The 15,404-nt window shown below is 73.3% G+C and carries 14 protein-coding genes; 4 read left to right on the forward strand and 10 right to left on the reverse strand.

The features are described 5' to 3' along the window. The first annotated feature begins 6 nt into the window (after window positions 1-6). Entirely contained in the window at window positions 7-1,596 is a 1,590-nt protein-coding gene (locus BKK80_RS29555) for a benzoate-CoA ligase family protein (RefSeq protein WP_071072380.1), read from the forward strand. Window positions 1,597-1,663: 67 nt separating this feature from the next. Here BKK80_RS29555 and BKK80_RS29560 read toward each other — a convergent pair whose 3' ends face one another. The 7 genes from BKK80_RS29560 to BKK80_RS29590 all read right to left on the reverse strand — a co-directional run bounded on the left by BKK80_RS29560 (window position 1,664) and on the right by BKK80_RS29590 (window position 9,008). Beyond that, a complete protein-coding gene (locus BKK80_RS29560; RefSeq protein ID WP_236903830.1) occupies window positions 1,664-2,659 on the reverse strand; it encodes a tripartite tricarboxylate transporter substrate binding protein in 996 nt (331 codons plus the stop codon). A 14-nt stretch (window positions 2,660-2,673) separates the two neighbouring features. Further along, the gene (locus tag BKK80_RS29565; protein ID WP_083384466.1) at window positions 2,674-4,143 is read right to left on the reverse strand and encodes an MmgE/PrpD family protein; all 1,470 of its coding nucleotides are present in this window, start codon (window positions 4,141-4,143) and stop codon (window positions 2,674-2,676) included. A 147-nt stretch (window positions 4,144-4,290) separates the two neighbouring features. Beyond that, window positions 4,291-5,295, reverse strand: a complete 1,005-nt coding sequence (locus tag BKK80_RS29570) for a tripartite tricarboxylate transporter substrate binding protein (protein WP_071019136.1) — start codon at window positions 5,293-5,295, stop codon at window positions 4,291-4,293. 83 nt (window positions 5,296-5,378) lie between these two features. Further along, complete coding sequence (locus BKK80_RS29575) at window positions 5,379-5,993, reverse strand: YbhB/YbcL family Raf kinase inhibitor-like protein (protein WP_083384465.1); 615 nt, start codon at window positions 5,991-5,993, stop codon at window positions 5,379-5,381. Then, complete coding sequence (leuD, locus tag BKK80_RS29580; protein ID WP_157903366.1) at window positions 5,990-6,703, reverse strand: 3-isopropylmalate dehydratase small subunit; 714 nt, start codon at window positions 6,701-6,703, stop codon at window positions 5,990-5,992. Before leuD ends, BKK80_RS29575 begins: the two co-directional genes overlap by 4 nt. Next, the gene (locus BKK80_RS29585) at window positions 6,700-8,097 is read right to left on the reverse strand and encodes a 3-isopropylmalate dehydratase large subunit (protein ID WP_071072384.1); all 1,398 of its coding nucleotides are present in this window, start codon (window positions 8,095-8,097) and stop codon (window positions 6,700-6,702) included. Before BKK80_RS29585 ends, leuD begins: the two co-directional genes overlap by 4 nt. Next, on the reverse strand, window positions 8,094-9,008 hold the full coding sequence (locus BKK80_RS29590) for an isocitrate lyase/PEP mutase family protein (RefSeq protein ID WP_084545808.1): 915 nt from the start codon (window positions 9,006-9,008) through the stop codon (window positions 8,094-8,096). The genes BKK80_RS29585 and BKK80_RS29590 overlap by 4 nt, the downstream gene beginning before the upstream one ends. Window positions 9,009-9,206: 198 nt before the next feature. Here BKK80_RS29590 and BKK80_RS29595 point away from each other — a divergent pair, with 198 nt between their 5' ends. Next, window positions 9,207-10,019, forward strand: a complete 813-nt coding sequence (locus BKK80_RS29595; protein WP_071072386.1) for a GntR family transcriptional regulator — start codon at window positions 9,207-9,209, stop codon at window positions 10,017-10,019. A gap of 155 nt (window positions 10,020-10,174) precedes the next feature. Then, window positions 10,175-11,347, forward strand: coding sequence for a DNA polymerase IV (dinB, locus tag BKK80_RS29600; RefSeq protein WP_071019130.1), 1,173 nt, complete (start codon window positions 10,175-10,177; stop codon window positions 11,345-11,347). Between the two features lie 86 nt (window positions 11,348-11,433). On the opposite strand, the gene BKK80_RS29605 is transcribed toward dinB, so the two are convergent. Next, window positions 11,434-12,369: a LysR family transcriptional regulator gene (locus BKK80_RS29605; protein WP_071022398.1), complete on the reverse strand. Its 936-nt coding sequence runs from the start codon at window positions 12,367-12,369 to the stop codon at window positions 11,434-11,436. A 269-nt stretch (window positions 12,370-12,638) separates the two neighbouring features. Between BKK80_RS29605 and BKK80_RS29610 the strand changes: the two genes are divergently transcribed. Next, on the forward strand, window positions 12,639-13,565 hold the full coding sequence (locus BKK80_RS29610; protein ID WP_071072388.1) for a DMT family transporter: 927 nt from the start codon (window positions 12,639-12,641) through the stop codon (window positions 13,563-13,565). Window positions 13,566-13,710: 145 nt separating this feature from the next. On the opposite strand, the gene BKK80_RS29615 is transcribed toward BKK80_RS29610, so the two are convergent. Both BKK80_RS29615 and BKK80_RS29620 read right to left on the reverse strand, forming a co-directional pair. Beyond that, a complete protein-coding gene (locus tag BKK80_RS29615) occupies window positions 13,711-14,568 on the reverse strand; it encodes a ProQ/FinO family protein (protein ID WP_071072391.1) in 858 nt (285 codons plus the stop codon). 114 nt (window positions 14,569-14,682) lie between these two features. Then, window positions 14,683-15,402, reverse strand: a complete 720-nt coding sequence (locus tag BKK80_RS29620; RefSeq protein WP_071019125.1) for a GntR family transcriptional regulator — start codon at window positions 15,400-15,402, stop codon at window positions 14,683-14,685. Window positions 15,403-15,404: the final 2 nt, after the last annotated feature.

The raw sequence follows: 15,404 nt of genomic DNA on the forward strand, positions 1-15,404 counted from the left end.
ACAAGCATGAGCGCCCAAGCGCAAGCGCCGGTGGAACCGCCCGGCACGCCCTTCAACTTTGCCCATCACCTGTTGGCGCGCAACGCGGCGCGCGCCGCCAAGACCGCCTACGTCGACGACGACGGCACGCTCAGCTACGGCGCGCTGGACGAGCGCGTGCGCCGGCTGGCGGCGGCGCTGGCGGCGGCCGGCGTGCATCGCGAGGAGCGCGTGCTGCTGCTGATGCACGACTGCAACGACTGGCCGGTGTGCTTCCTCGGCGCGATGTACGCCGGCATCGTGCCGGTCGCCGTCAATACCCTGCTGACCGCCGACGATTACGCCTACATGCTGCGCCACAGCCGCGCCCAGGCCGCGCTGGTCTCGGCGTCGCTGCTGCCGGTACTGCGGCAGGCCATCGACCTGGCAGCGGCCCAGGGGGGCTGCGAGGTCCGCAGCGTGATCGTGGCGCGCGGCGAGGCGCCGGCCGCGCCCGGCTGCGCCGCCCTCGACGACCTGCTGGCCGCGCACGCGCCGCTGCCCGCGCCCGCCGCCACCGGCCCCGACGACCCCGGCTTCTGGCTCTATTCTTCCGGCTCCACCGGCCGCCCCAAGGCCGCGGTGCACAGCCACGGCAACCCCTACTGGACGGCCGAGCTGTACGGCGGCCCGGTGCTCGGCCTGCGCGAGCAGGACGTGTGTTTCTCGGCCGCCAAGCTGTACTTCGCCTACGGCCTGGGCAACGGCCTCAGCTTTCCGCTGAGCGTCGGCGCCACCGTGGTACTGATGGCCGAGCGGCCGACGCCAGAAGCCACCATCCGGCGCTGGCTGGACCACCAGCCCACGGTCTTCTTCGGCGCCCCGACCGGCTACGCGGGCCTGCTCGCCTCGCCGCAGCTGCCCGCGCGCGGCGAGGTCTCGCTGCGCCTCTGCTCGTCGGCCGGCGAAGCGCTGCCGGGCGAGATCGGTGAACGCTTCACCGCGCACTTCGGCTGCGAGATCATCGATGGCATCGGCTCCACCGAGATGCTGCACATCTTCCTGTCGAACCGGCCGGGACGCGTGCGCTACGGCACCACCGGCTGGCCGGTGCCCGGCTATGCCATCGAGCTGCGCGGCGAGGACGGCGGCCCGGTGCCCGACGGCGAGGTGGGCGACCTCTACATCCGCGGCCCGAGCGCGGCGCTGATGTACTGGAGCGACCGCGCCCGCTCGCGCGACACCTTCCGCGGCGAGTGGACCAAGAGCGGCGACAAGTACCTGCACAACGCCGATGGCAGCTACAGCTACGCCGGACGCAGCGACGACATGCTCAAGGTCAGCGGCATCTATGTCTCGCCGTTCGAGGTGGAGGCCACGCTGATCCAGCATCCCGCCGTGCTGGAGGCGGCCGTGGTCGGCGTGCAGGACGCCGACGGCCTGACCCGCGCCAAGGCCTACGTGGTGCTCAAGCCGGGCGCCAGCGCCAGCGACGGCGAACTCAAGGCCTTCGTCAAGGACCGGCTGGCGCCCTACAAGTACCCGCGCCTGATCGAGTTCGTCGACGGCCTGCCCAAGACCGCCACCGGCAAGATCCAGCGCTTCAAGCTGCGCGAGCTCGACGCCGCCCGGCACTGAGGCCGGCGCGGCCTCTCTTCGACAGGGCGGACGCCGGCGGCCGGATCGGCTGCCGGCATCCGCTGCGCTACTCGGCCGCCATCCGCGCCGCGCGCGCGAGGCGGCCCAGGCGGACCTTCTCGTCGTCGAGGAAGCGCGCGAAGCCCTCGCGCGAGCCGCTCACCGGCTGGTAGCCGTAGGCCGCCATCTGCGCCAGCAGGTCGGGATCGCTGCGGTAGGCGAGCGCGGTCGCCTGCGCCACCCGGTCGAGCACCGCGTCCGGCGTGCCACGCGGCGCGTAGATGCCGCCCCAGTGCTGCATGCGCACAGCGGTGAAGCCCTGCTCGACCGTGGTCGGCACGTCCGGCAGCACCGCCGTGCGGTGCCCGTCGGCCACCGCCAGCGCGCGCAGCTTGCCGCCACGCACGAATCCCAGCACGCCGACCGGCGCTTCGGAGGCCAGGTCGATCTGGCCGCCCATGACGGCGTTCAGCGTCTCCATGCCGCTCTTGTAGTGCACCACCGTGACCGGCACGCCCAGCGCCTGGCGCATCATCTCGGCGACGAAATGGCCGGTGCTGCCGAGCCCGGCGGTGCCGAAGGCGATGCCGCCCCTGGCCTTGGCATAGGCCTGCAGCGACTTCAGGTCGTTAAAGGACGCGCCCGCCGCGGCGACGATCACCGAGGGCGCCGAGCTGATGCTCGCCACCGGCACCAGGGCGTCGTCGGCATAGGGCATGCGGGCACGCAGCAAGGCGTTGGACACCGCGCCATTGCCCGCAACCAGCAGGGTGTAGCCGTCCGGCGCGCTGCGCGCCACCAGCTCCGCGCCGATCAGCCCGCCGGCGCCCGGCTTGTTGTCGACGATCACGCTCTGGCCCAGCTGGCGCGCCAGCGCCTTGGCCAGCAGGCGGGTATTGGTATCGCCGGCGCCGCCGGCCGAGAATGGCAGCACCAGCCGGATCGGCCGCGCCGGCCAGGCCGCCTCGGCCCGCGCCGGCGCGCCGCGCAGTCCGGCCAGCGCCAGCGGCAGCAGCGCCACCATCCCCAGGCAGGCACGCCTTCTGTTCAGGGTCGTCGCCATGGTCCGCTCCCGGCTCATGCGAAGGCGGCGCCGACCGGCGGCGCCAGCAGGGCCATCAGTTCGCGCACGTCGCCGAGCGTCTCCAGTCCGGCCACCATCTGCTCGATGGCCTGCTGGCGGGCGGGCGCGACCAGGCCGTCGGTAAGCGCGCGGAACTTGGCGGCGACCTCCGCGTTCGACTGCGGCGCCTCGATCGCGCGCGACGCGCGCCGCTGCACTTCGATGCGCTGGCCGTCGGTGAAGGTCACCGCCAGACGCACGCGCCCGCGCGCCTGGGCACCGCCGGCGTCGAGGGCCGCGTCGTGGCGCACCTCGATGCGGGGCAGCAGCGCCCACACATCGTCGGCATCGATGCGCGCGGGGGTGAACTGTGCCACCAGCGCGGCGCCGTCGAGCACCGCCACGGCGAGCGCGTAGCCGATGTGCATCTGCGCGCCGATCGGCGTGAACGGGCGCTGCGGCGGCCACCAGCCGTGATGGTAGACCGCATGCGTGACGTCGACCTCGATGCGCGCGATCTCCGGCGCGCGCAGCGGGCGCTGCGCGCCGACGTCGAACAGCGCATCGAGCGGGGCGTGGATGCCACCCATGGCCGCATAGGGCTTGATCACCATGCGCTCCACTTCCCAGCGCTCGCCGAGGCCGTCGGCAAGCTGGCCGGCATCGGGCGCATGGCCCTCGCCGAAGGTCGAGAGGAAGCCGCCGTACTCGCGCTCGAACACACGCTTGATGCCGGTATAGCCACCCGCCGCCAGCAGCGCCGCGTAGAGGCCGTTGCGCGCCGCGAAGCCGTGGTGCATGCGCTTGCTCATGGCCTCGTACTGGGCCGCCATCAGGCCGGCCGACTGCGTCGCGGCCAGGCCCAGCGCATCTTCGAAGCGGGCCGCGTCCAGCCCCAGCAGCTTGCCCACCGCGGCGGCCGCGGCGTGGGTGCCGAACACCGCGCCCGAATGCCAGCCGCGCGACAGCATCTGCGCGCCGTGCAGGGCCAGCCCCACGCGCGGGCCGACCTCGAAGCCGGCCATGGCCGCCTCCAGCAGGCCCGCCCCGCTCACCCGCGGCTCTCCTTCCGCCGCCGCCCACAAGGCCGGCAGCACCAGCGAGGCGCTGTGCAGCGGCGCGAGCGGATGGTAGTCGTCCAGTTCGAAGCCCTGGATGAAGGTACCGTTGAGCAGGGCCGCCCCCGGCGCGCTGGTGCGCGCGCCCCAACCGACGATGGTGCGGTCGCCCTCGCCTTCGGTACGGCGCACGATGCCCGCCGCGACGCGCGACCAGGGCAGCTGCGCGCCGACGATGGCGCAGCCGATGCCGTCCAGGATCAGGGCCTTGGCGCGTTCGCGCGCGCTGGCGCTGGCCTGCTCCAGGCGGAAGCCGGCCAGCCAGTGGGCGAGGCGCCCGGTCGGCCCGGCCGGATCGGTGGCCGCCTGGCCGGTGGCGCCGGCGTGCGCCGGGGCGGAACCCGGTACGGAAGAATGGGAGGTCATGGCAGGTCCTTGCGAGTGAGCGGGTGAGCGGGTGAGCGGGTGCGCCGGCGAGCGCACCCGGGATTCGACGTCCGTGCCCGACCCGGGGCCGGCACGGCAGACGTGTTCCGGTCGAGCGTTGCATCGAGCGCTCGATCAAGCGGACCTTCAGTCGAGCGGATAGTGCTTGACCAGCTCCGCGACGTGCGCGCTGTCGCGCCGCACTTCCTCGGCGAACTCGGCCGGCGTGTTCGCCACCGGCTCGGCACCGGCGTTGGCGATCGCCTTGCGCACGTCGGCGTCCTTGACCGCTTCGCGCAGCGCCGCGACGATGCCCTGCGTGATGGCGGGCGGCGTCCCCTTGGGCGCAAACAGGCCATACCAGGTCACCGAGCGGAACTGCGGATAGCCGGCCTCGGCCGTCGTCGGCACATCGGGCAGCGCCGCCGCACGGCGGTCGCCCTGCGTGGCCAGGATGCGCAGCGTGCCGGCCCGGTGGTGCGGCAGCGCGCTGGCGATGCTGGTGAGAGCCATGTTCACGTTGTTGGCGACCAGGTCGGTGACGATGGCGCCGGTACCTCGGTAGTTGACGATCACCAGGCGCGGCAGGCCCGCCTCGTCGGCAAGCTGCTGGCCGGACAGCCGCGCCAGGTTCTCGCCCGTGCCGAGCGAGCACTGCGGCGCGGTGCGGCAGTAGCGCACCAGCTCGCCGAAGGTCTTGACCGGCAGCCTGGCACTGACCACCACCGCGGCGGGCGACTGCGAGACAGCGCTGACCGGCTCCAGCCGGGCGAGCGGGTCGACACCCTTGAGGCTGGGCGTATAGCGCGTCGCCAGCAGGCCCGGCACCTGCAGCAGCAGCGTATAGCCGTCGGGACGGGCCTCCATCACGCGCCGCGTGCCGATCAGGCCGTCGGCGCCCGGCAGGTTCTCCACCACCACCGGCTGCCCCCACATCGCGCCGAGCTGGCGCGAGACGGCCCGGGCGGTGGCGTCGGTGCCGCCACCCGCGACATAGGGCACCACCAGGGTCACCGGACGCTGGGGCTTCCACGGCGCGGCGGGCGCCGCCTCGGCGCTCGCCAGCGCGGGCGCCGCCAGCAGGGCGGCGACGGCCGCGCCCAGGGCGAGCCGTCGCGCCGGCCGGCGCGGCTTCGGGTCTTGTATCGACATCTTGTCTCCTGTCATCGTCTTGTCGTCGGATCCTCATGGATCCTGCTTGTCCTGCTTGTCCTGCTTGTCCATCGCGCCGCCGGTCAGGCTGGCGCGCCCACTGCCCGGGCCCGCCAGTCACGCTGGAACACGCCATCGAGCCGGCCGCGCGCCATCGCATGCGCACGCAGCCACGGCCGCAGCGCATCCGCCGCCAGCCCGGGCGGCGGCGGCGCCGACAGCGCGAACAGCTGGAACACATAGCGGTGCGGGCCGTGGCCGGGCAGCGGGCGCGGTCCGTCGTAGCCGGTGCCGCCGAGGCCGTTGCGCGCCAGGACCACGCCCTGCGGCGCGCGGCCCGGCGCCAGGGCGCCCTCGGGCAGCCCGTTCACCGCCGCCGGGCCCCAGGCCAGCGCGTGCGCGATGGCGTGCGGCAGCGGCACGTCGGGGTCTTCCACCAGCAGCAACCAGTGGCTGGCACCGGCTGGCAATGCCCGCCAGCGCAAGTCCGGCGACAGGTTGCCGCCCACGCCCCGGCCGGCGTGGCGCAGCGCCAGGCTGGCACCGGCGGCGAAGCTGTCGCTGTGCAGCGCCAAGGCTGCCGGCAGCGCCGCCAGCACCGGGTCCGCCTGCGCCAGCGTGGCGTCGCCGGCATGGCGGCCGCGCAGCAGCAGCCCGATCCAGCGCAGTACCCAGGGATGGCGCATGTCCGCCGTCATGGCAGGCTCCGCGCCTGCGCCTGCGCCTGCGTTGCCGGGGCTGGCGGCGGCACCTGCCCGTCCGCCCGCCCTGCCATCTGCCCTGCCATCTGCCCTGCCACCTGCCAGGCCCAGGGCCGGCGGCTGCGGTCCTGCTGCTGCCAGGCGCGGATGGCGGGATCGTCCTGCAAAGTCAGCCCGATGTCGTCCAGCCCGAGCAGCAGCGCCTGGCGCCGCAGCGCGTCGATCGGGAAGGGACTGGCCACGCCGTCGGGCGCGGTCAGCGTGGCGGCCTCCAGGTCCACGCGCAGCGGTGCGCCGCCGGCGCACTGCGCGGCCAGGGCCTGCACGGCTTCCAGCGGCAAGCGGATCGGCAGCACACCGTTCTGGAAGCAGTTGCTGTAGAAGATGTCGCCGAAGCTCGGCGCGATCACGCAGCGCACGCCCATGCCCATCAGCGCCCACACCGCGCCCTCGCGCGACGAGCCGCAGCCGAAGTTGGGCCCGGCCAGCAGGATGGGCGCGCCGCGGAAGGCGGCCTGGTTGAGCAGGCAGCCCGGGTCCTCGCTGCCGTCCTCGCGGTAGCGCAGGGCCTCCAGCGCCCAGGGGCCGAGCTGGTCGCGCGCCAGGCTGGTCAGCCGCTCGATGCGGACGATGACATCGGTATCGACGTTGGCGAGCATCAGCGGCACGGCGGCGCCGCTGACCACGGTGAAAGGCTGCAGGCTCATGCAAGGCTCCTGACATCGGTGATGCGGCCGGTGACGGCGGCGGCCGCGGCCATCGCCGGGCTGGCCAGGTGGGTGCGCGCCCCGGGGCCCTGGCGGCCGACGAAGTTGCGGTTGGAGGTGGATACCGAGCGCTGTCCCGGCGGCACCTGCTCGCCGTTGGCGGCCACGCACATGCTGCAGCCGGGCTCGCGCCAGCTGAAGCCGGCCGACTCGAACACCTCGCGCAGGCCTTCGGCCTCAGCCGCCGCCTTGACCGCCACCGAGCCCGGCACGACCCAGGCGGTGACGCCGGGCGCGACGCGGCGCCCGCGCAGCACCGCGGCGGCGGCGCGCAGGTCGGACAGGCGCGAGTTGGCACAGGAACCGATGAAGACCCAGTCCACCGGCGTGCCGGCGATCGGCGCGCCGGGCTCCAGTCCCATGTAGGCGAGCGCGTCGGCATAGGCCTGCGCGGCGGCGCCGGCGGCCGCCGGCACGGGGATGCGCGCGTCCACCGCGATGGCGTGCTCCGGGCTGGTGCCCCAGGTGATGGTGGGCACGACCTCGGCCGCGTCGATGCATTCATCGCGGTCGAAGACCGCGCCGGCGTCGCTGGCCAGGGTGCGCCATGCCGCCGCCGCCTGCTCGAACGCGGCGCCGGCCGGCGCATAGGGACGGCCGCGCAGCCAGTCGATGGTGCGCTCGTCCGGGGCGATCAGCGCGAAGCGCGCGCCCAGCTCGACCGCCAGGTTGCACAGGGTCAGCCGTGCCTCCACCTCCAGCGCGCGCACGGCGCTGCCGGCGAACTCGATGGCATGGCCGGCCCCGGCCGCCGCGCCGAAGCGGGCGATCAGGTGCAGCGCCAGGTCCTTGGCGCTGACGCCGGGCGCCAGCGCGCCTTCGCAGCGGATACGCATGCGGCGCGGCTTCTGCAGGCGCAAGGCCTGCGTGGCCAGCGCATGCGTGCTCTCCGACGAGCCGACGCCGAAGGCCAGCGCCCCGACCCCGCCATTGGTACAGGTGTGGCTGTCGCCGCAGACCACGGTCAGGCCGGGCAGCACGATGCCGAGTTCGGGGCCGCTCACGTGCACGATGCCCTGGCCGGGCTCGCCGAGATCGAACAGTGTCACGCCGGCCGCGGCCGCGCGCTCGCGCAGCGCGCTCCACAGCCGCGCGCCGGGCAGGTAGGTGGTGCCGTCGCGCCCGGGCTGGCTGGACACCGCGTGGTCGGGCGTGGCGAAGACCAGGGCGGGGTCGTGCAGCGGCAGGCCGCGCGCCGCCACCTCGGCCAGCGCCGGCGGGCCGGACAGGTCGTGCAGCAGGTGGCGGTCAATGTGCAGCAGCGCCCAGCCGTCGCCCAGTTCGCGCACCACATGCGCATCCCAGAGCTTGTCGAACAGCGTGGCCGGGTTCATGCCGGCCTCGCGGCGTCGCTGCTGCCGGGGGTGGCGGGAGCAATGGCGAGCGCCGGTGCACCCGCATTGAAGCGCTGGCGCAGGGCGTCCCACTCGTCGGCGCCGAAGCGGCGGAAGGTCTGCGCCACGCCCGCCGACACCGGCGGCGCGCTGTGCGTCGCCTTCAGTTCCGCCAGCGCGCGGTCGCCCGCCTCGATCGCGGCCTTCAGCATCAGGCCCGGCAGGATGGCCAGCTTGTAGCCCATGGCCTCGGCCTCGTGCAGGTCGAAGATCGGCGTGCGTCCGCCGGGCACCACGTTGAGCAGGCAGGGGCCCTGCACGCGGGCCGGTACCGCGGCCACTTCCTCCAGCGTCTGCGCGGCTTCGACGAAGGCCATGTCGGCGCCGGCGGCGAGCGCCGCCTTGGCGCGCCAGATGGCCTCGTCCAGGCCCAGCACGGCGCGCGCGTCGGTGCGCGCGATGATGACGAAATCCGCCGTGCGGCGCGCCTGCGCCGCCGCCCGCACCAGCGAGACGAAGGCTTCGCGCGAAACCACCTCCTTGCCGTCGAGGTGGCCGCAGCGCTTGGGCGCGACCTGGTCCTCGATATGGATGCCGGCCACGCCGCGGCTCTCGTACTCGCGCACGGTGCGCGTCACGTTCAGTTCGTTGCCGTAGCCGGTATCGGCGTCGGCGATCAGCGGGATGGCGATGGCGCGCGCCATCACCGCGGCGTTCTCCACCATCTCGCTCAGGGTCAGCAGGCCGAAATCGGGAAAGCCGCGCGCGGCCGAGGTCCCGGCTCCGGTCATGTAGGCGGCGGCGAAGCCGGCCTGCTCGATCAGGCGCGCGCCGATGGCGTCATAGGCGCCCGGCGCGATCAGCATGCCGGGTGCCTGCAGGCGCTGGCGCAACAAGGTGGCGGGGTGCATGGTGCGGGCGGTCTCCTCTTGCGGGTAGGCGAATGCCCCCGGGACGGGGGACCGGGGCAGCGTGTGCCTCTCGCCTGTGTTTATGTGTTTATATTCTAATAACAACTAACCAGCAAGGTCAACCGGAACCGGGCGGAGCGGCCAGGGATCCGCGCCACCCTTGTGCTATGCTCCCCGACGCCACCGATCCATCACCCCATGCCCCGCAACACCGCTGACGCAACGCCCGCCCCGCTGCCCCGCATCCCTGGTACCTCCCTGCACCGGCAGCTCTTCCTGGTGCTGCGCGACGAGATCTCGCGCGGCGTCTACGCGCAGACCGGCGCGCTGCCCAAGGAAGAGGCGATCTGCGAGCGCTTCGGCGTCTCGCGCATCACGGTAAGGCGCGCGCTGGCCGACCTCGCCGCGCTCGGGCTGGTGGAGCGGCGCCACGGCCTCGGCACCTTCGTGCGCGCCGGCACGCCGGCGGGGCGCAGCAGTCCCAGCCTGGGCATGATCGACAGCCTGCGCCGCGCGGCGCTGGAAACCGAGGTCGAGGTGCTCGAGGTGGCCCAGGCCGAGCCGCCGCCGGATATCGCCGCGCTGCTGCAGCTCGCGCCCGGCGAGCACGCCGTGCATGCCCTGCGCCTGCGCAGCCTGCAGGGCGAGCCGGTCATGCTGACCGACGCCTGGGTGCCGGCCGCGCTGGGCAAGCGGGTCTCGGCGGCAGCGCTGCGCAAGCATGCGCTGTTCGAGATCCTGATGGCGCAAGGGGTGAAGTTCGGCCGCGTGGTGCAGGAAATCAGCGCCCAGGCTGCCGATCCCCGCTGTGCCCGCTGGCTGCGCACCGAAGTCGGCGCGCCGCTGCTGAAGCTGGTGCGCCTGCTGCACGATCCCGCGGAGCTCCCGGTGCAGCACCTGACGGTGCTGCTGTCGCCGGAACGCAGCCGCATCCTGATGGACATCCCCTCCGAGAAGATCAACACGCTGAGCGCGGGACAGATCGTCCACGATATCGGCCGGCAGGACTGAGTGCGCGGCGCGGCCGGCGCGGGCACCAGGGCGTTGGGCCAGGTCCTATCGTCCAGCGGGGAAATTTCCCATATACTGTATATTCATACAGTCAATTGGAAGCCGTGGCCGCATGCTGCCACGCACCCCTCCGCCCGCCTCGCCGCCCAGCCGTCATGCTGTCCGCCACCCGCCGCATCGCCCACCTCGACATGGACGCCTTCTACGCGTCGGTCGAGCTGCTGCGCTACCCCGAACTGCGCGGCCAGCCGGTGGTGATCGGCGGCGGGCGCAATGCCGTGCCGGAGGTGCTGGCCGACGGCAGCCGCCGCTTCGCGCGCCTGCGCGACTACGTCGGACGGGGCGTGGTCACTACCTCGACCTACGAAGCGCGCGCCTTCGGCGTGTTCTCCGCCATGGGTATGATGAAGGCCGCCCAGCTCGCCCCGGACGCGATCCTGCTGCCGACCGACTTCGAGGCCTACCGCCACTACTCGCGCTTGTTCAAGGCGGCGGTGGCGCGCTTCACCGACCAGATCGAGGACCGCGGCATCGACGAGATCTACATCGACCTGAGCGCGGTGCAGGGCGAGGCCGCCGAGGTTGCCGGGCGCATCAAGCAGGCCGTGCGCGAAGCCACCGGCCTGAGCTGCTCGATCTGCGTGGCGCCGAACAAGCTGCTGGCCAAGATCGGCTCCGAGCTGGACAAGCCGGACGGACTGACGCTGCTGCGCATGGAAGACGTGCCGCTGCGCATCTGGCCGCTGCCGGTACGCAAGGTCAACGGCATCGGGCCCAAGGCGAGCGAGAAGCTGGCCGCGCTGGGCATCGGCACCGTGGGCGAGCTGGCGCGCGCCGACCTGGGGCTGCTGCAGGAGCATTTCGGCCGCAGCTACACCGCCTGGCTGGCGCAGACGGCGCAGGGCTTCGACGAGCGGGCCGTGGTGGTCAGTTCCGAGCCCAAGTCAATCAGCCGCGAGACCACCTTCGAACGCGACCTGCACCCGCGCCGCGACCGCCCGCTGCTGTCGGAAGCCTTCACGGGGCTATGCCTGCGCGTGGCGGACGACCTGCGGCGCAAGGGCTATGTCGGGCGCACCATCGGCATCAAGCTGCGCTATGACGATTTCCGCACGGTGACGCGCGACCTGACCCTGCCGGAGCCCTCGGCCGACGGCGCGGCCATTCGCCGCGCGGCCACCGAATGCCTGCGCCGCGTGCCGCTCGACCGCAAGCTGCGGCTGCTGGGCGTGCGCGTCAGCGCGCTGCTGCCGGTGGAGGAAGCGGCGGGGCTGGCAGCGCTGCCGATCCAGGCCGAACTGCCGTTCGACGCGGCGGACGGCGGCTGAGCCGGGCCGGCGCACGGCCATGTACGCCACGGGCCGGCCGCACACCCCGGCCTTTCTCCCCTCTGCCTTTCTCCCCTGGCCGCCGCTCAACGCGGGGCGCGCAAACGGGCATCCAGGAAGTCGATCAGCGCCCTGACCTTGGGCGGCAGGAAGCGGTTGGGCGGATGCAGCAGCCAGACCGTGCCCACGTAGGCGCGCGCCTCCAGGGTCCAGTCGGCCAGCACGCGCACCACCTCGCCCCGCTGCAGCGCCTGCGCGGCGGCGAAGTCCGGCAGGCTGGCGATGCCCAGTCCCTGCTGCGCCGCCTCCAGCCGCGCGCTGGCGTGATTGGCGGCATAGCGCCCGCGCACCTCCACGCTCACCGGCGCCGCCGCCTCGGCCGGCGCCGTGCGGCGGAAGCGCCAGCGCTTGTCATCGGCCGTCTCGCCCAGGAACAGGCAGTCGTGCGCGGCCAGCTCGCGCGGATGGCGCGGCTCGCCGCGCGCGGCGAGATAGGCGCGCGATGCGCACAGCACCCACTCGACGCGGCCCAGGCGCCGGCCGGCCAGGCCGGGTGGCGGCTGGTCGGTCAGGCGGATCACCAGGTCGAGGTCGTCGTCGAGCGGATCCAGCGTGGCATCGGAAAACACCAGCCGCAGGTCCACATCGGGACAGGCGCGCAGGAAATCCGGCACCAGCGGATGGATCACGGTCTTGGCGTAGGCGGTCGGCGCGCTCAGGCTGACGCGCCCGGCCGGCCGCGCCGCCAGGGCGCCGGCCGCATCGACGGCGCCGGCCGCCGCGCCGACCAGCTCGCGGCAGTGGCGGTAGACCTGCTCGCCCGAGGCGGTGACACGCACCTTGCGTGTCGAGCGCTCCAGCAGGCGCGTGGCCAGCGCATCTTCCAGCCGCTTGATCTGCCGGCTGACCGTCGACGGCGTGGTGCCGAGCTGGCGCGCCGCCAGCGAGAAATTGCCGGCATCGACCACGCGGGCGAACACGGCCATGTCGGGCAGCAGCGCAAACAGCTCGTTGGGGTTCATTGCGGGTTCCTTGGCGGATTCTTTGCCGCTGTATGCGCCGATGCGTGCGCCGATGCATGCGTCGATGCGCTTTCCAGGGACGCGCGCGCGCCGGCAGGGCGGGCCGATCTGTGCGAGACAGGCATAAAAGATTTGCACCACGACCGGATTATCACCATCGATGCAATACAAGACAATGCTCTCCGTCCGCCCGCCTGCGCACCCGGCGGCCGGCCACGTTCCCGCGCCATCGCGCGTCCTCCGATCCTGCCCTATCCGTCCTGCCTGCCATGTCCGCCAGAACCGCCACCGCCTCCCTGCTGCCCGACCTGATGCTGCTGACCGTTGCCGCCGTCTGGGGCAGCAGCTACGGCGTGGTCAAGGACGCGCTCGCCGTCTATCCGGTGCTGGGCCTGCTGGCGCTGCGCTTCGGCCTCACCTCCGCGCTGCTGCTGCCGGCGCTGCGCCACCTGCGGCACTGCGACGGCCGCACCGTGGCCGGCATGCTCGGCACCGGCGTGCTGCTGCTGGCCATCTTCCTGTGCGAGACCTTCGGCGTGATGCAGACCCAGGCCTCCCATGCCGCCTTCCTGATCAGCCTGTGCGTGGTGCTGACGCCGTTCGCCGAGTGGCTGCTGCTGGGCCGCATGCCGGCGCGGCGCGAGTGGGCTGCCGTGGCGCTGTCGCTGCTGGGCGCCGCCCTGCTCACCGGCGGCTCTCTGCGCCTGCAGGCCGGCGACGTGCTGATGCTGGCCGCGGCCCTGCTGCGCGCCGTCATTGTCTGCGTGACCAAGCGCATGATGCGCGAGCGCGCGGGCCGGGCCGTGCCGCCCGCGCTGCTGCTGACCGCCGTGCAGTCGGGCGTGGTCGCGCTGGGCAGCGCGGCGGTGCTGCTGGGCGTGCCCGCCCAATGGCAGGCGCTACCGGCGCCAAGCCTGCATGCGGGCTTCTGGGCCAGCGTGGTCTACCTGGTGGGGGCCTGCACCTTGTTTGCCTTCTTCGCGCAGAACTACGCGATCCGGCGCAGCCAGCCCACCCGCGTGGCGCTGCTGATGGGCAGCGAGCCCGCCTTCGGCGCCCTGTTCGCCTGTCTGTGGCTGGGCGAACGGATCGCGCCGGCGGGCTGGGCCGGCGGCGCGCTGATCGTCGGGGCGTCGCTGCTGGCGACGGTGCGCTGGCGCCGCCTGCCGCGGGCCGGCCTGGCGCTGGAATCCTGACTTGAGGGGTGCCGCGCGGCCGGCGGGCACGAGGCAATCGTGCCGGGGCAGCGGTAGAAGGAAAGGCGGGACCGCGGCAAAGGGCGGTGCCGTGCCGCTGTGCCGCGCGACAGCCAAGAGCGCCGCCTGCGGCGCCCTTGCGCGATCAGGCCGAAGTGGAGGTGGGGGTGGAGGTGGAGGTGGCCTCGAAGACAGCCGGTTCGCCAGCGGCGGCAACCGGTGCGTCTGCCACAGATGCCACAGGTGCCACGGACTCGGCGGCCACCGGCTCTGCGGGCATCGTTTCGGTCTGCGGCTGCGCGGCCGGCGCGGCTTGCGCGGGCTGAGCCGCGGCTTCCTGGCCTTCCACCGGCTGGCCTTCGGCCGGCTTGCCGCCCGCCTGGGCCGGGCGACGCTGGCCGCGCGCGCGGCGCTCGCCACGCTCGCCGCCCTTCTCGCCGCCCTTCTCGCCGCCCTTCTCGCCGCCGTTCTCACCACCCTTGCCGCCGCCCTTGCCACCACGCGGGCGGCGCGCGGACAGCCACTTGGCGCGCTGGGCCTGTGCCGCCGTCACTTCGCCGGCCGCGTTGCCTTGCAGGTCGACGCGTGCCGCGCCGGCCACCATGCAGGTCCAGTAGCGGCTGCCCTGGCACCAGGTGGCGAGCGCTTCCTTGATCTGCGCTTCATCCAGGCCCAGCTTGGCGGACTGCTGCACGAGGTCGTGCATGATGCCCAGCTTGAGGGGCAGCTTGGGCTCGGGCTTCTTGGGGAAGGCCTTGGGGAAATGCTTCTGCAGGCGCCGGATCGCTTCGATCACCGGGTCGACCGGCTCGGCCTTGGCCTTGCCCTCGGGACGGCCCTTCGCTTCCGGGCGGCCCTTCGCTTCCGGGCGTGCCTTGGCATCCGGGCGCGCCTTGGCCTTGGCTGGCGGCTTGCCCTGCTGCGCCGGCTTGGCGGCGGCCGCGTTCTGCTTGGCCTGTGCCACGAGTTGCGCCTTCAAGGCGGCAAGTTGTTCGAAACCCATAGTGCGTCTGATCGGAAAACAGACGCCCATTCTAGCAGGCTGCCGCGACCTTCCGCCCTGCCACCGGCCGGCCCGGCCGGCACCGGTGGCGCGGGCCACCGGTGCGGCAGATGCTCAGCGCGTGAGCGCGCCGCCGGCGCGCTCACGCTGGGCGGCGAGGTAGGCGTCACGCGAGGGCTGCAGGTGCTGCCGGCACAACGCGACCAGCTCCTCGCGGCGTCCCGCGCGCAGCGCGTCGATCATGGCCCAGTGTTCCTGGCGCGCGCGCTCGCGGTAGGCAGCGGTGGCCAGCGAGCCGAAGCGGATCGGATGGGTGCGCCGCGCATACTCGGCGATGGCCTGCAGCAGCACGGTGTTGCCGGCCAGTGCAAACAGCTCGCGATGGAACTGCTGGTTGATGCGGAAGACCGCGTGCGCATCGCCTGCGGCGACGGCGGCGTCATGGCGCCGCTGCACCGCCACCAGCGCCTGCAGCCGCACCGGCGGCACGGGCAGCGGGATCAGCGCGGCGGCCTGTGCTTCCAGCAGCTCGCGCAGGCCGAACAGTTCCACCACTTCTTCCGGCTCGAAGGCGCGCACCAGCGCGCCGACATTGCGCCGGCGCTCGACCGCGCCCATCTGTTCGAGCGCGGACAGCGCCTGGCGCACCACATGGCGCTTCAGGCCGAAGCGCTCCATCAGGTCGTCCTCGACCAGGCGCTCGCGCGGATGCAGGCGCCCGAAGACGATGTCCTCTTCCAGGGCGTCGATGGCACGCTGCAGCGCATCGGGCACGTCGGGTGCATCGGACGCGTCGGGTGCGTCGGGTGCACCGTCCAGGGCTTGGTCCGCCATCG

The organism is Cupriavidus malaysiensis, from assembly GCF_001854325.1.
Lineage (GTDB): Bacteria > Pseudomonadota > Gammaproteobacteria > Burkholderiales > Burkholderiaceae > Cupriavidus > Cupriavidus malaysiensis.

Bases quoted from the DNA above. Each gene is read 5' to 3' on its own strand.
- BKK80_RS29570 (WP_071019136.1), bottom strand. From the start codon at position 5,295: ATGTCGATACAAGACCCGAAGCCGCGCCGGCCGGCGCGACGGCTCGCC.
- dinB (WP_071019130.1), top strand. From the start codon at position 10,175: ATGCTGTCCGCCACCCGCCGCATCGCCCACCTCGACATGGACGCCTTC.
- BKK80_RS29595 (WP_071072386.1), top strand. From the start codon at position 9,207: ATGCCCCGCAACACCGCTGACGCAACGCCCGCCCCGCTGCCCCGCATC.
- leuD (WP_157903366.1), bottom strand. From the start codon at position 6,703: ATGAGCCTGCAGCCTTTCACCGTGGTCAGCGGCGCCGCCGTGCCGCTG.
- BKK80_RS29610 (WP_071072388.1), top strand. From the start codon at position 12,639: ATGTCCGCCAGAACCGCCACCGCCTCCCTGCTGCCCGACCTGATGCTG.
- BKK80_RS29620 (WP_071019125.1), bottom strand. From the start codon at position 15,402: ATGGCGGACCAAGCCCTGGACGGTGCACCCGACGCACCCGACGCGTCC.
- BKK80_RS29585 (WP_071072384.1), bottom strand. From the start codon at position 8,097: ATGAACCCGGCCACGCTGTTCGACAAGCTCTGGGATGCGCATGTGGTG.
- BKK80_RS29560 (WP_236903830.1), bottom strand. From the start codon at position 2,659: ATGGCGACGACCCTGAACAGAAGGCGTGCCTGCCTGGGGATGGTGGCG.
- BKK80_RS29615 (WP_071072391.1), bottom strand. From the start codon at position 14,568: ATGGGTTTCGAACAACTTGCCGCCTTGAAGGCGCAACTCGTGGCACAG.
- BKK80_RS29575 (WP_083384465.1), bottom strand. From the start codon at position 5,993: ATGACGGCGGACATGCGCCATCCCTGGGTACTGCGCTGGATCGGGCTG.
- BKK80_RS29590 (WP_084545808.1), bottom strand. From the start codon at position 9,008: ATGCACCCCGCCACCTTGTTGCGCCAGCGCCTGCAGGCACCCGGCATG.
- BKK80_RS29565 (WP_083384466.1), bottom strand. From the start codon at position 4,143: ATGACCTCCCATTCTTCCGTACCGGGTTCCGCCCCGGCGCACGCCGGC.
- BKK80_RS29555 (WP_071072380.1), top strand. From the start codon at position 7: ATGAGCGCCCAAGCGCAAGCGCCGGTGGAACCGCCCGGCACGCCCTTC.
- BKK80_RS29605 (WP_071022398.1), bottom strand. From the start codon at position 12,369: ATGAACCCCAACGAGCTGTTTGCGCTGCTGCCCGACATGGCCGTGTTC.